The organism is Natrinema salaciae (assembly GCF_900110865.1).
Classification (GTDB): Archaea; Halobacteriota; Halobacteria; order Halobacteriales; family Natrialbaceae; genus Natrinema; species Natrinema salaciae.
Map to the genome: position 1 here is coordinate 402,409 of NZ_FOFD01000003.1, position 13,578 is coordinate 415,986.

Genomic DNA, 13,578 nt, shown 5'->3' on the forward strand with positions numbered 1-13,578 from the left:
CTGGCCATACGAGTCACCGAATCAGCGACTGCCGAACCGAGTTGACAACGGAACTCCACTTCGCCTGACTGTTCGTTCGCGGGGCGCAGGTGGACAGCGGTATCAGTTTGCTCTCTGCGTGCCGGGAGTTCTCTCTTGAATGAGGCACAATTATTTCGCGACGGACGTCGCCGGCTGTTTTGTTGCAGACCAGTGTTTTATCGGTCCTATTACTATAGGGGCTGTTTTCGGACAGTAAGGTATGGAAGAAAGGCGGCAGGAAGGCGATGGGAATCGGCCGGTCGTGACTGTGGTAGACCGCCGGCGGTTCCTCCACGGGACGACGGGGATCGGTATGCTGGCAGCGACGGGTATTGGAAGCGTTGCGTCGATTGCGTCACGGAACACCTCGAGTGCTGGACCACGATGGCAGCGAGAATCGCCGTCGCCCGGACCACATCATATCACGGTGGGAGACGAGTGCGTCTTCGCCTCTCGTTCGAAAGGGGAGGGGACGGATGGCGAATCCGTGATCGCTGTGGATATCGACACTGGAGACGAAGCGTGGCGGGTCGACCTCGGGGGTCGGCCTCTCGGGAGTTTGACCCTCGCGAACGATACGTTGTTCGTGAAAACCGAATTCGGCCCCGGGGAACGGGGCGTCTTGCGAGCGCTGGATGCGACGACAGGTGACGAACTCTGGCGTGTTGGCCCCGATACTATCGGTGTCGAAATTGCCCGAATCGGGGTGGTGGGCGGCGTTGTCTGTGTGGAAACTCCCCTCTACAAAACGGCTATGATGCTCGCACTCGATGCGGACACGGGCGAGGAACGATGGCGCATCGAATCCGAGGCCCACTACTCGTTCCACGATTTCTCCTACCACTACCACACGACGTTGCCGAGTGCTGGTGGGAATGTCTTCGTCCGAGAAACCGGTGGTGGCGTCGATGGTTCCCTGCTCGCCCTGGATCTGACCACGGGCGAGAAAGTATGGACGTTCACTCCAGAAACGGGGTATGTACATCTCGTCCATAACGGCACCGTCTATCATGGGAGCGGCGGGACCATGCACGCACTGGACGCGACGACGGGTGAGGAAGAATGGACGTTCGAGACTGGGGACGCGGAGGCGACTCCGTTGACTGCTGCTGAGGGGACCCTCTTCGTAGAGGGGATGTTTTATGAGCAGACGCCGACGGATGGCATGGTAGATCGTGGCAGGATATATGCGGTCGATCCTCAAACCGGTGAGGAACAGTGGCAGTACGCCGAGATACTTCCGTCTCTGGTCACGGTCTCTGACGGCACGGTCCTCGCGATGGAAAACGACAGCGTGTACGGTATCGACGCGTCCACGGGGGAGGAAGAATGGAGCACCACAGGTGAGAACGGCTTTGACTACGTAACGAAATACCCGGGAGTACTAAATTACAACACCATCGCGCCGTTGGTAGACGACACGCTCTTCTTGATGAGTGTTCACCGGTCGGAATCCGGGTTTACTGTAGACGCGCTGGACAGGGGGAGCGGGAAGACGGAGCGATTCTTTACGACGGACAGCCCCTTTACTGAACTGAAAGCCCGGGACGGGACACTTCTCGTCGGAACCGAATCCCACCTGTACGCGCTGGACGTCGACGGTGGCTCGAACGAGGACGGAGGCGATTCCGGCTCCGGCGGTTCGGGAGACGAATCGTCGGACGACGGAAGCGACGACGAATCCGGCGGTTCGGGAGACGAATCGTCGGACGACGGAAGCGACGACGAATCCGGCGGTTCGGGAGACGATTCGAAAGGAGGTGACACCGGCGGTGAATCCGGCGGTTCGAGATCCGGATCGGGGGGTTCCGCAGGCGATGCACCCGATACCGGATCCGACGACGACGCTACGGGCGGTAGCGACACCGACCCGGAGGATAATTCCTCGGGGGCTGCCGACGACGGTTCCACCGACCCCTCGAGTGATGCAGGGAACGGACCGGACGATCCGGCGGCGAACGGGGACGAGACGCCCGGAATGGGGATTCCCGCGGCAGTAACGAGCCTCGGCGGCGTCGGCTACGTGTTGCGTCGACGCCTCGAACGCCTCGGATCGGACGACTCGTAGTCGGGTTCGCGTCCCGATCCCCCGTCGTCAGTCCAGAAACTCGAGCGCGCCGCCGAGCTCGAGGGGGACGCCTCCCTTCCGGTAGCCTTCCGCGTGACCGTTCGGCCGGACGCGGTAGACGACGGCGGGGCGGTGGCGCACGTCGGGTTGCTCGCCCCGTACCGCGGCCCACGAATCGTCCCGGAAGCTCGAGCAGTCGACGAAGAGTACCGCGCCGCCGCCGTGTTCGGCCAGCTGGCCGTTGGTCTTGGTCTCGGCGGTATCGCGGACGGCGGCCACGGGGCCGGACGCAGCGCGGTTCGCCGGCGGTTGCGGGCGCGTGACCTCGACGAGGACGTTCGTGTTCCCGTTTTCGGCCCGGAAGTCGAGCGAGTGACCGGTCGTCACCTCGATCTCCGGGACGACGTCGTAGCCGGCCTCGGTGAGGATCTTCGCGGCGATGAACTCGGCCATCGCGGCGCTCATGCGGACGCGGTCGACGTGGTCGCTGGTGCCGAGTTTTCCGGACATGACGTGCCGGTACTCGTCCAGGACGCCGGTCGCCAGGAACGCCTCGAAGAAGCGGGTCGTCTCCCGGCGGCCGGCGTCGGGAAAGCCAGCGGCGTGTTCGCGGAAGAACGCCCGAGTCGAGTGACGGCCGTCTTTGGACATGAACACCGGCAGAAAGAACCACGAGAGGTGCGGGTAGTCGGCGAGCCACGGGTCTTCCTCGTGCAGCGTCGCGGTCAGTTCTCGCTGGGCCCACCGTGAGACGTGATAGGGTACTTCCCGCCAGCCGAACTTGTCGGTCTTCCACAGCGCGGAGGGCGTCTCGGTGTTGCCCATCCAGTACGCTTCCTCGTCGTTGCGTGCGAAAAGGGCGACGTCGCCGTTTTGCATCTCGAATCGGTGTCGCTGCCAGTCGCCGCCGATCTTGAACCACGGTGTGACGGACTGTGCACCGATATTCGATTGAAGCGGCTGTAGAATCTCGTGTCGCACTCGCCCGTCGCTCCACGACTGGGGCGAGTACCGAAAGCGAAGCGGCCGTGCCACGAGCAATCGTAGGTGACGGGGGTGCATATATGGTTCGCTGTCGACCGACGGCGAATCCCCGGTCCGAGCGGCGAACTCGAGCGAATCGTTTCGATGCCCGCGCCTCGTTGTACTCACTCGGAGAACTGGTGTGATCGACCGTTACATTAATAATCGCGTCGCCCCTACCATGTTCATACTTACCATGTCAATGGGTGCCTATGACGAGGACGAGCACGAGCGCCGCGAACAGCAAGCGTCGACGGTCGACACGGACTTCGACGACGAGCGGACGATCTACCGCGGGCAGGTCGAGTACGACTCCGGCGACTCCGCCGAGGAACTGCTAGACAAGTTCGAGCAGATCAAGTCGGACTGACGGCGGTCGACTCGCACCCTCCTCCTTTCCGCGGCCTTTCTGCCGAGCCGACTGTCCGGCTCCGGGAACCCCGAATCCACGCGGCTCCGTCAGTCGAGTGCGTCCCAGCCCGGCGTTTCGGGTGCTCCGCGCTCCGTCTCGACGGCGTCGGCGACGGTCGGCGACGGGACCGTCTCGCCGGCCGTCCGGGAGCGCCGATGCCAGTCGCGGATCGCCGGTCCGATCCACGACCCGTCGTCCGTCCCGTCACCTCCCTCGAGCGCCGTCTCGTACCCCCGCTCGTAGTGGTCGTCGGAGATGGCTAGCGTCCCGGGACTCGAGGCGGCGGCGACCGCGACGATCTCGGCGCGATCCGCCCGCGTGAGGGTCCCGGTCGCGGCACGGGCGACGATCCCCTCGAGATCGGCCGGTCGCGGATGACAGAACAGTTTCGCGCCGATCGCCTGCGACCCGAGCAGCAGGCCGCCCGGATCGTCGTGATCGGCCTCGAGCAGGCGGTCGCCGCCGAACGCCGACTCGACGCGTTCGCACTCGGTCTCCTGCTCGAGCGCGAGGTTGTGCTCCGGGTAGGCACCGCACTCGGCGGGATAGCGATCGCTTCCGTGGATCCGACACTGCAGCGTCGCGGGGTCGAGGAAGACGCAGGCCGGCAGCCACGTCGGCGAATCGCGACCGAACGGGGCGACCGGCTTCGGCGGTTTCCGCAGCCCCACGAAGAAGACCGGTCGACCCGCGACGGCGGCGAGGGTGTGGCCATCGACGTCGATCCCCTCGCTCTCGTCCCGGGCGTCCCAGAACCGCGGCGTCAGCGCGTCGATCATCCCCGCATCGAGGAACGTCCGCACCTCGTCGCGGGTTAGCGGGACGAAGTTGCTGTCCGCGTCGAGCGGCTCTCGGGAGACCCGTCGTTCGTCCCCGCCGCCGCGGTCGCCGAACGGCTCGTGCGGTCGTCGTCGCCGGCGGGAATCGCGACCGCGACTCCCGTCCGTTCCGCTGGCGGCGTCTCGAGCGGCGGTCGCTCTGTCGTCCTCGAGGAGCGATCGCCAGTCCATACAACACCCCGCACAGCCCTCGCAGTTCACCTCCATGTGCGACGGGTACGCCGCTCGCCCCCATAACCGCTGTGCGGGCACGTACCATTCGGTGCCTCGAGGGCGGCCGATAGCGCCGGGAGAACGACTTTCACCGCTCGGAACCGATGGTTCCGTATGTCGAAGGACTCCTGTGACGGCTGCGGCCGAACGGTCACGGTTTCGGGCGGCATCGCGAACCTCTGGTCGTTCGGCACCGACGCCGGGACCGTCGGGACCGCGATGACGCTGGAGCTCGAGGACGGGACGTCGCACTTGCTGTGTTACCCGTGCATCGAGGCGGTGCCCGACCATCCGACCGCCGAGGACATCGAACGGTTGGAGCGGATCGACGACGAGACGTCGCGACTCGGGACGCTGTGACGCCGGTCGCCGTCCCGGACGCTCGCCGGTCCGAATCGGTCGGGGCGTCGCAAAAAATGTCGACGTCGGTATGGAGGCGAGTGTCGACGCACTGCGCGTGGCGATCACGGCTGCTGGCGCGACGCGGCAGCGGCCGCAATCGCAAGCGGAAGGGGTGGGATTTGAACGCCACGAGGCGAAATGCCGCCGCGGAACCAGGTGGCACCGCGGTGCTCTACCGCTGAGCGACCCTTCCGCACGTCGGTCTGATGGCGGAGTTCGTATTTGTAATCGGTCGACTACCCTGCCGTCGACCGCCCCTCGGTTCCCGTAGGGCGTCGATACCGGCCGGTAGGCGTCGGCTTCCGGCTCGCATCCGATCGCGTACGACCGGGATCGACTGCAGTCGGCGCGACGGTCCGCAGCATTTAGGACGCGGCCGCGCCGTGAGTCGAACGGTGAATCCCGAGCGGATCTTCGAGGCGTTCCCCGCGCCGAGCTACCGCGGGAACCAGCAGGCTGCCCTCCGCGACATTCGCGACGCCTTCGCGGCCGACAACGACGTCGTGCTCGTTCGCGCGCCGACGGGCAGCGGCAAGTCCCTGCTCGCCCGTGCCGTCGCCGGCTGTGCCCGCCGCGCGGACGAGGGCGACCCCAGCGACGCCACGGGTGCCTACTACACGACCCCGCAGGTCTCCCAGCTCGACGACGTGGCGGCCGACGACCTCCTGGCCGATCTCAACGTCATCCGCGGGAAGTCCAACTACACCTGCATCCTCCCGGAGGAACGCGATACGCCGGTCAATCAGGCCCCTTGCGTGCGAGAACGGGGGTACGACTGTTCGGTCAAACACCGGTGTCCCTACTTCTCGGACCGGGCGATCGCGTCGAACCGGGAGATCGCGGCGATGACGCTGGCCTACTTCATGCAAACCGCCGGAAGCGAGGTTTTCCGACGGCGCGACGTCGTCGTCGTCGACGAGGCCCACGGCCTCGCCGAGTGGGCCGAAATGTACGCGACGATTCAACTGGGGCCGCGGACCGTCCCGTTCTGGGACGACCTCCGCGTTCCCGAAGTCGAGACCGTCGACCGAGCCGTCCGATACGCCGAGAACCTCGCGGGGACTTGTTCCCGCCGCAAGGACGACCTGCTCGCACAGGACTCGCTCTCCCCCGCCGAAGTGCGCGAACGCGACCGCTTACAGGAGCTCATCGGCGAACTCGAGTGGTTCGTCTCCGACTACCGCGATCCGCAGAGCCCGACGACGTGGCTGGTCGATCAGTCCGAACCGCGCGCTCGCGACGCCGACGACGACGGCGACGAACCGCGAGGCGGTCCGCTGACGATCAAGCCGATGAACCCCGAGAAATACCTGCAGCACACCGTCTGGGACCGGGGCAACACGTTCGCGCTCCTGTCGGCGACCATCCTCAACAAGGCCGCTTTCTGCCGGCAGGTCGGGCTCGATCCGGACGACGTCGCCCTCGTCGACGTCGGCCACACGTTCCCCGTCGAGAACCGGCCGCTGTACGACGTGACCCAGGGGAAGATGACCTACGAGCGGCGCGACGAGACGACGCCGAAGATCGCCCGGACGATCGTCCGACTCATGCAGCGCCACCCCGACGAGAAGGGGCTGGTCCACGCCCACTCCTACGACATTCAGGAGCGTCTCGCCGACCTGTTGGCGGACTTCGGCGTCGGCGACCGGATCAGAACCCACGACCGCGACGGTCGCGACGCCGCCCTCGAGGCCTGGAAGGCCGCCGACGATCCCGACGTCTTCCTCTCGGTGAAGATGGAAGAGGCGCTGGATCTCAAGGGCGATCTCTGCCGCTGGCAGGTCCTCTGTAAGGCCCCCTTCCTCAACACCGGCGACTCCCGGGTTGCCCACCGCCTCGAGGAGGGACAGTGGGCGTGGTACTATCGGACGGCGCTCCGCACGGTAATTCAGGCCTGCGGCCGCGTCGTCCGCGCCCCGGACGATCACGGCGCGACGTATCTGGCCGACTCGAGTCTGGTGGATCTCTTCGACCGCGCCCGGACGGACATGCCGGACTGGTTCGAGGAACAGGTCGACCGCATGGAGCGACCGGAGCTGCCGGCGTTCGAGCCGCGGGCCGCGCTCGGCGAGTCGGCGGGCGGATCGGGCGGCCGCTCCGGCGTCGGCTCCGGACCCGGCTCCTCGCGGCGGGGAGCGAACGCGGACGCCGACGGGAGGCGAACGGACCGTTCGTCGACGCGCTCGAGCCGGTCGCGGCGGTCCTCTCGCTCGAGTCCGTTAGCCGACGTCTGGGATACGGACGAGTGACGGCCGACTCGGCCGGTGAGCCGATCGAACCGGTACCCAGAATGCTCGCGGCTGAGATTCGCCGAGACGGCGACTCCACACTCGACCTAGAAGAGAGACATCGCGCTCCAGGCGACCATCGAAGTCACCATGAGCAGCGCGAAGACGAGGGCGATGAGCTGGTTCCTGTCCATACGCGACGACAGTCGCTCCTCGAGTATCAATCCCACGACCGATAGGCGGGGACGGCCGGGTCCGCGGCCGACGGTCGCCTACTCGAAACGGGCATCGACCACGACGTGTGCGACGCCTGCGCTGTGACTCTTGACCCGTCGTGTCTCGAGGATCTCGAGTTCGCGGCCGGCGTCCGCGGCCGCCGCTTCGAGGCGCTCGAGCGGCCGCTCCCACAGGCGGGATTCGGGGGTCGCCTCGTGGTAGTGGACGACGCCGCCGGGGACCAGCGCCGCGAGGGCGTCGTCGAGGAAGTCGCGTGCCTCGTCCGTTCGCGTTCCGTGCCCCCTCTCGTCGCCCGTATCGGCGTCGGCGTCGGCGCCGTCCCCGCTCCCGTAGTAGCCCATCACGACCCGATCGGCGTCGATCTCCGTGGCGAGGTCGCGACAGTCGGTCATGTAGGCGTCGACGCGGTCGCCGACGTCGTTGAGCACGGCGTTCTCGAGCAGGTAGCGGAAGGCGGTCGGGTTGATCTCGGTCGCGGTCACCCGCGCGCCGGCTCGGGCCATCGGGAGGGTGAAGTAGCCGATGCCGGCGAACATGTCGAACACCCGCTCGCCCGAGTCGGCAAGATCGCCCATTCGGGCGCGTTCGGCCTGGTTGCCGGGCGAGAACATGACGGTCGCGGGGTCGAGCCCGTACTTCGTCCCGTGCTCGGTGTGGATCGTTTCCGTCTCCCGCTGGCCCGCGATGAGCCGGGTTCTGGGCTCGCGGTACGTTCCGGCGGTCCCGTCGTTTGCGATCCCCTCGTCGGCCAGCACGCTATCGGCCTCGCCGTGTACCTCGAGCAGGGCCTCCCCGAGTGCCGTCTCGTCCGGACAGCCCTCGGGCACCGCCACGAGGATCACCGAGCCGATCACCGCCCACGAGCCGGGGGCCGACTCGAGGTCGGCGTCGCTCCAGCCCCGCTCGGCCAGCAGCGCCTCGAGGTCCGGACTGCGCGGCTCGGGGTCGAGTTGCCGGACGATCTCGAGCACCCGCGTCTCGGTCGGCGGCTCCGCGATCGGGAGCGCGACCCTGTCGGGCCCGTCCTCGCGGACGCGCCTCGAGTCGTCGTAGACGCCCTCGGCGCGCAGCGACTCGATTGCGGCCTCTGCGCGGGGCTTCGCGACGACGGCAGCGAGCGGCGCGTCCGCTTCCGCCCGCTCGAGCACGTCGTCGGCCGCGGGCTCGAGGGCGTGTCGCTTCTCGTCCGTGGGCCGATCGTCCCCCTCCGCGTCCTCAGTCATCGCTCTCGTCGGGCAGAATGTGCACTCCGGCGCGGCTCTTCAGCACGGGGACGGTTTCGGCCTCGGCGTCGAAGTAGTCCGGTCGCGCGACGGTCGTGGCCCGAAACGTCTCGGGGTCGAGCACCTGCACGGCGTTGTCGTCCTCGACGGTGACGACCGTCGCTTCGTCCGCCTCCTCGAGGTGGCCGAGCCGTCGCGCGTCGGGCGAGTTCCCCTCCTCGTAGCTCGCCTCGTAGCGCTCGCCGGTCGTCACGCGGACGCCCTTGAGGTTGCCGCGGGCGCTGCGGACGAGGACGGGACCGCCGTCGTCGTCGGCGACCTCGATCACTTCCCCCGGCGTGTACGGCGGTAGCCGAACGGCGAACGTGACGCGGTAGACCTCGTTGCCGTCCTGATCCTCCGTGACGAGGGTTTCGGCGTCGTTGACGGTGCCGCCGAACTCCTCGATCATCTTGTTCGAGATCTTCTTGCCGATCTTGTTGGTCGATACCCGGATGTTCAGCCCGTCGTCGACCTCGCTCATCTCGGTGACGAAGGCGTTGCGGTCGCCCGTGGCCTCCATGTCGGCGACGATTGTGTTCGCGATCTCTTTCGCTCTCTCGACCTCGTCGGTCGTCGGGGTGCGGTCCTCGGCGCGGACCTGAACGATGCTGGCGTAGTAATCGCCGGCGATCCGCCCGCAGCGGGTGCAGGTCTGGCGGGCGATCTTGACCGGGACCGTCACCTGCTCCTCGACCGGCGTCCCGCGAACGACGCCGGTGAAGAAGCAGTGCATCCGGATCGTGTTCTGGTCGACCTGTTCGGGGTCGATCTGCCAGGCGACGTCCTCGACGTCGACGTGGACGCCCAGCGCCTCGCTGACCTCTTCGATGGCGATGTCGGTGTAGTCGTCCGCGCCGACGTCGACCCACCGGTTCCCCCGGTAGACCGCACCGCAGCGGGCGCAGACGCGGACGTCGATCCGCTCCGGCGCGTCCACGAAGTCGAAGTCCTCGAAGTAACACGAATCGCAGAGCTCGACCTCCGCACCGGGGCGCAACGGACTATTCGCGTCGCTCGCCGACCGCTCGGGCACCGCGTCCCCGCATCGGGGACAGAACGCACGCGACTCACTCATTGGCCCCGTTTGGAGGCTCACGGAGTTAAGGGACGCGCTCCGCCCGTTTCGACCGTGATCGGTGCTCGAGCAACTCCGCCGGGGTTGCTCACCCTCTCCGACCAGTCACCCAACGTGACGGTCGGTTCGCTCTACCCGAAACGAAGGGGTACCGGATCGAATCCGTCAGACGCGCGTCAGACATCGTCTCAGGTCCCTGTTGTCAGACGTGACCACGTCACGCGGTCTCCAGGCGAAACGAAGGGGTTGACCGGGTCGACTGCTACGGACGCTGATCGGTCAGTCGACGCGGACAGTGCCATCCCGATCTGACAGGTTCGGTGTCGGTTGCGGTATCACTATCCCATCCGTTCTCCAGTGGGATTCGGTAGAACAGTCGGCTACAGGTTCCTCTCGGAGGAGTAATTAGCGGTAAAACCACCACGTTCCCTGTTCAAAACCGTCTTCGACGTGCGCTCGGCACCTCTCTCAGTAAGAGATCGTCTCGAGACCGGTGACGGTTTCGAAGTGGCTATCTCGAGTAACGAGCGATGCGCCGTGCCGTCGGCAGATCCCTGCGATGAGCACGTCCCCATCGCTGATCGGTTCACCCGCCGATCGGAGTTCGGCGATCAATCGGGCCGCTTCGATCGCCGCGTCGTGATCGAATTCGAGCGGCTCGATCCAATCGAGACCGTCACGAGCCGTCTCCAGATCGTCGCCGTCGTAGATCGCAGCTCCCTCGTAGATCTCATACAGCGCGATCGCCGGAGCGTAATACACCGGTTCGTCGAGGCGCTTCAGGAGCTCTGCGGTCGCGCTTTCCCCCTCGAGGTAGTCTATCAGAAACGTCGAATCGAACGCGATCACTGGTCCGAACTCCGGCCGTGCCGTTCGCGCAGTCGTTCCCGGCGCTCTCGAACGCCGTCGTCCAGGTTTTCGCCCGCCTCCTCGACGGCTGCTCGGAATCCGTCGGCGTCGGCGAACGCACCGAACCCCTTCATGACGTCCCGGTTAGATTCGGTCAACCGAAGGACGGTGTCCGTGAAGCTCTCATCGTCGCGCTTGTGCGACTTCAGTCGTTCGTAGGCCTCCTCCGTGATGGTTACCGTCTTCGTGGACATACGTGTACACGTAAACATACACTGTACGTTCATAAAGATCTCGCGGTCCGGATGCGGCGTTCAACGTTCGAACGTCCCGTCAGGGCACTTATTTTACCGGAGCCCCTCATTTGGGGTATGAACTGGCAGGCGGACTGGGGATTGCGGCTTCGAATGTTCGTGACGATGTTCCTGCTGTTCGCGCTGTACATCGTCTTCGCGGGTGTACTCACCACAATTATTTCGGGCGGTGCGAACCTGCTCATCTTCGGGATGATCTTCGGCGGGTTCTCGCTCGTCCAGTACTACTTCAGCGACACGCTGACACTGCGGAGCATGGGCGCGAAGACGGTCTCGGCTGACGAGTACCCGCAACTGCACGCCTCGATCGACCGGCTCTCCCAGCAGGCCGACCTCCCGAAGCCGAAGGTGGCGGTCGTCGACTCGAGGGTACCCAACGCCTTCGCGACCGGGCGCAACCAGAAAAACGCGGCCGTCTGCGTGACGACCGGACTGATGAACTCGCTCGAGCAGGACGAACTCGACGGCGTCCTCGCGCACGAACTCGCGCACGTGAAGAACCGCGACATGATGGTGATGACCATCGCCTCGTTCCTCTCGACCATCGCGTTCATGATGGTCCGCTGGGGGGCCTTCTTCGGCGGCGGGCACGGCCGCGGCCGCGAGGGCGGGGGCGGCGGCATCGTCGTCGCCATCCTCGTCTCGCTGATCGTCTGGATCATCAGCTACCTGCTCATTCGGGCGCTCTCCCGCTACCGCGAGTACGCCGCCGACCGCGGGGCCGCCGCCATCACCGGCAACCCCTCCGCGCTCGCCTCGGCGCTGCTGAAGATCTCCGGCGAGATGGACAAGGTCCCGAAAGACGACCTGCGCGAGGAGGCCGAGATGAACGCCTTCTTCATCATCCCGATCAAGTCCGGCATTGTTGGACGACTCTTTAGCACGCACCCGCCGACGGAAAGACGGGTCAATAAACTACGAAATATTCAACAAGAAATGTCTTTATAGGGAGTAATACACTGAAGATAATAATATTGGTTAGTAGTAGATCAATTCAACAATTACAATAGATAACTACCTATTTGTGAAATTTAGATCTCGTTTACGACTACACGACCATTATCAGCCGTGTCAACAGGGACATTGGTATTCACCTCTCCATTCGTAAGTCCGATAACTTCTAAGCCAATTCGGTGCTCATTGTTGAAAAACCCATAAGCATCGAATTTAGCTTCTGTATATCCCCTGAGCTGGAGATCAGTCTCTTCTGAGTCTTTTTCAGTATAACCCAAAAAGCGCCAATCTATCGCAGTACTCTGATTATGCGACACATGGCCATATGATATTTCTCCATTATCTACTTCCCATTCAAGTTCTACATCAACCCTTGAAGTACGTTGACCTAGATTTCTCCTGACTGCCTCATAAGCAACGTTGTAATCACCTGATGAACTTCCTGCTGCAGGAAGGGTTCCGATACTCAAAGCAGTCACTGTTCCTCCGATCGACTTTAGGGCTTGTCTTCTATTCATTTTTATTTTATAACTCACGCTATAATGGGGTACTCTCGTTGATTAGCTCTGCATTCCCATTATTCCAACATCTCTGGAGAATCTCAGCAGTTACATTCCGAACCGTGAAACCAACATTCAAAGAAAATTGGGCTCGCTCCCGTGCATCAAATCGTTCGCTGGTTTCATTCCGGATCTGTGAACTAGCTTCACCATCATATGTTGTGAACGATTTGCCATAGCCATCCTGATCTGTACTTGCATTGCGCCAAGATTCTCCGTCAAATTCCCATTTAATTAGCTGTTCTAGTTCATATCTGACATTACCTGCAATTGTTGCCCTAGCTGTATGGATCGATTCCATAGATTCATAATCGTCTTCGGACATAATTCCATACATTTCCTGGAGCTCTGTCGTCATTTCCCAATCAGGATTAAGTAGTACATCTATGACTGCCTCTTCTTGATCCTGATTTAATTTGTCCTCTAACTCATCTGGGGCATTTGATTCATCGTGTGCTTCTATGAATTGTATCACTTCTTTCCGATTTTTAGGGTCAAAATCAGTAACACTCTTACTATTTTCTTTCTCACCACTCACAGGTCCGACTAACCCATTACCTAGTGATAGTGCTGATACACCTAGTACTGTAATAGTCTTCCTTCTGGTTATGTCTGTATAACCATTATCGTCTTTTTCTACCATCCAGATAGATATAATAAACCTATGTATTTAGTTCTTTCCACTAGATATTGTATCTGGTTTTCACAATCACATACCATACATTAGAATATTAAATTCAAGTATTTTGTTAGTTATTCACTAGCTTCATTTTGAGACTTATTTCTGGATAGGACGTTCATATCGGGGTGTATTCTAGACAATAGACTGTAATATCAAAATATACTATTGTGCGGGTAGCTCATCAAAGTTAACCGAAATGCTAGAGATTCAGTGAGTGTTATTTCCGCAATGACAGCCACTACAAACCTGAATACAACGAATGAACCGCGTCCATTAATTCCGCTGAGCTATGGCGACCATCTAGAGAAAACTAGCAACCTTAAACGGAGGAAAGTGGTCACAACAAGAATGGAAATAGTAACGGGAAGACCCTGTCAACCACTCCGACTTTGCTGAAGTAAGATTGTATCTGAGCTAGAATCCCTTATAAGAGTTT

General features: G+C 62.7%; 13 protein-coding genes and 1 tRNA gene. 5 read left to right on the top strand and 9 right to left on the bottom strand.

The genetic code is table 11. The annotated features are described in order from the left end of the window. Window positions 1-334: 334 nt before the first annotated feature. The gene (locus BMX07_RS11315; RefSeq protein ID WP_245742117.1) at window positions 335-2,089 is read left to right on the top strand and encodes an outer membrane protein assembly factor BamB family protein; all 1,755 of its coding nucleotides are present in this window, start codon (window positions 335-337) and stop codon (window positions 2,087-2,089) included. Between the two features lie 27 nt (window positions 2,090-2,116). On the opposite strand, the gene BMX07_RS11320 is transcribed toward BMX07_RS11315, so the two are convergent. Then, window positions 2,117-3,124, bottom strand: a complete 1,008-nt coding sequence (locus tag BMX07_RS11320) for a DUF5784 family protein (protein WP_090617833.1) — start codon at window positions 3,122-3,124, stop codon at window positions 2,117-2,119. A 184-nt stretch (window positions 3,125-3,308) separates the two neighbouring features. On the opposite strand from BMX07_RS11320, the gene BMX07_RS11325 reads away from it, so the two are divergent. Continuing rightward, window positions 3,309-3,482, top strand: a complete 174-nt coding sequence (locus BMX07_RS11325) for a DUF5786 family protein (protein WP_139210894.1) — start codon at window positions 3,309-3,311, stop codon at window positions 3,480-3,482. Between the two features lie 89 nt (window positions 3,483-3,571). On the opposite strand, the gene BMX07_RS11330 is transcribed toward BMX07_RS11325, so the two are convergent. Beyond that, window positions 3,572-4,570, bottom strand: coding sequence for a YkgJ family cysteine cluster protein (locus BMX07_RS11330; protein ID WP_090617838.1), 999 nt, complete (start codon window positions 4,568-4,570; stop codon window positions 3,572-3,574). A 120-nt stretch (window positions 4,571-4,690) separates the two neighbouring features. Between BMX07_RS11330 and BMX07_RS11335 the strand changes: the two genes are divergently transcribed. Then, the gene (locus BMX07_RS11335; RefSeq protein WP_090617840.1) at window positions 4,691-4,936 is read left to right on the top strand and encodes a DUF7561 family protein; all 246 of its coding nucleotides are present in this window, start codon (window positions 4,691-4,693) and stop codon (window positions 4,934-4,936) included. Window positions 4,937-5,082: 146 nt separating this feature from the next. Here the strand turns inward: BMX07_RS11335 and BMX07_RS11340 are convergent. After that, window positions 5,083-5,171 (bottom strand) — tRNA-Gly (locus BMX07_RS11340). A gap of 202 nt (window positions 5,172-5,373) precedes the next feature. On the opposite strand from BMX07_RS11340, the gene BMX07_RS11345 reads away from it, so the two are divergent. Beyond that, window positions 5,374-7,227: an ATP-dependent DNA helicase gene (locus BMX07_RS11345; RefSeq protein ID WP_090617842.1), complete on the top strand. Its 1,854-nt coding sequence runs from the start codon at window positions 5,374-5,376 to the stop codon at window positions 7,225-7,227. Window positions 7,228-7,478: 251 nt separating this feature from the next. Here the strand turns inward: BMX07_RS11345 and BMX07_RS11350 are convergent, their stop codons facing one another. From BMX07_RS11350 to BMX07_RS11365, 4 genes are all read right to left on the bottom strand, one after another. After that, window positions 7,479-8,666, bottom strand: coding sequence for a class I SAM-dependent methyltransferase (locus BMX07_RS11350; protein ID WP_090617844.1), 1,188 nt, complete (start codon window positions 8,664-8,666; stop codon window positions 7,479-7,481). Beyond that, window positions 8,659-9,783 (bottom strand): 60S ribosomal export protein NMD3, encoded by a 1,125-nt coding sequence (locus BMX07_RS11355; protein WP_090617846.1) that lies wholly within the window; start codon window positions 9,781-9,783, stop codon window positions 8,659-8,661. The genes BMX07_RS11350 and BMX07_RS11355 overlap by 8 nt, the downstream gene beginning before the upstream one ends. A 468-nt stretch (window positions 9,784-10,251) precedes the next feature. Further along, on the bottom strand, window positions 10,252-10,632 hold the full coding sequence (locus tag BMX07_RS11360) for a PIN domain-containing protein (RefSeq protein ID WP_090617848.1): 381 nt from the start codon (window positions 10,630-10,632) through the stop codon (window positions 10,252-10,254). After that, entirely contained in the window at window positions 10,629-10,886 is a 258-nt protein-coding gene (locus BMX07_RS11365; protein WP_090617850.1) for an antitoxin VapB family protein, read from the bottom strand. The genes BMX07_RS11360 and BMX07_RS11365 overlap by 4 nt, the downstream gene beginning before the upstream one ends. 117 nt (window positions 10,887-11,003) lie before the next feature. Here BMX07_RS11365 and htpX point away from each other — a divergent pair, with 117 nt between their 5' ends. After that, the gene (htpX, locus tag BMX07_RS11370) at window positions 11,004-11,894 is read left to right on the top strand and encodes a zinc metalloprotease HtpX (protein ID WP_090617852.1); all 891 of its coding nucleotides are present in this window, start codon (window positions 11,004-11,006) and stop codon (window positions 11,892-11,894) included. Between the two features lie 83 nt (window positions 11,895-11,977). On the opposite strand, the gene BMX07_RS23760 is transcribed toward htpX, so the two are convergent. Both BMX07_RS23760 and BMX07_RS23765 read right to left on the bottom strand, forming a co-directional pair. Next, entirely contained in the window at window positions 11,978-12,436 is a 459-nt protein-coding gene (locus BMX07_RS23760; protein WP_139210863.1) for a hypothetical protein, read from the bottom strand. Window position 12,437: 1 nt separating this feature from the next. Beyond that, window positions 12,438-13,103, bottom strand: a complete 666-nt coding sequence (locus BMX07_RS23765; RefSeq protein WP_139210864.1) for a hypothetical protein — start codon at window positions 13,101-13,103, stop codon at window positions 12,438-12,440. Between the last annotated feature and the right edge of the window lie 475 nt (window positions 13,104-13,578).

Bases quoted from the DNA above. Each gene is read 5' to 3' on its own strand.
- BMX07_RS11325 (WP_139210894.1), top strand. From the start codon at position 3,309: ATGTCAATGGGTGCCTATGACGAGGACGAGCACGAGCGCCGCGAACAG.
- BMX07_RS11335 (WP_090617840.1), top strand. From the start codon at position 4,691: ATGTCGAAGGACTCCTGTGACGGCTGCGGCCGAACGGTCACGGTTTCG.
- htpX (WP_090617852.1), top strand. From the start codon at position 11,004: ATGAACTGGCAGGCGGACTGGGGATTGCGGCTTCGAATGTTCGTGACG.
- BMX07_RS11355 (WP_090617846.1), bottom strand. From the start codon at position 9,783: ATGAGTGAGTCGCGTGCGTTCTGTCCCCGATGCGGGGACGCGGTGCCC.
- BMX07_RS11350 (WP_090617844.1), bottom strand. From the start codon at position 8,666: ATGACTGAGGACGCGGAGGGGGACGATCGGCCCACGGACGAGAAGCGA.
- BMX07_RS11315 (WP_245742117.1), top strand. From the start codon at position 335: ATGCTGGCAGCGACGGGTATTGGAAGCGTTGCGTCGATTGCGTCACGG.
- BMX07_RS11365 (WP_090617850.1), bottom strand. From the start codon at position 10,886: ATGTCCACGAAGACGGTAACCATCACGGAGGAGGCCTACGAACGACTG.
- BMX07_RS11330 (WP_090617838.1), bottom strand. From the start codon at position 4,570: ATGGAGGTGAACTGCGAGGGCTGTGCGGGGTGTTGTATGGACTGGCGA.
- BMX07_RS23765 (WP_139210864.1), bottom strand. From the start codon at position 13,103: ATGGTAGAAAAAGACGATAATGGTTATACAGACATAACCAGAAGGAAG.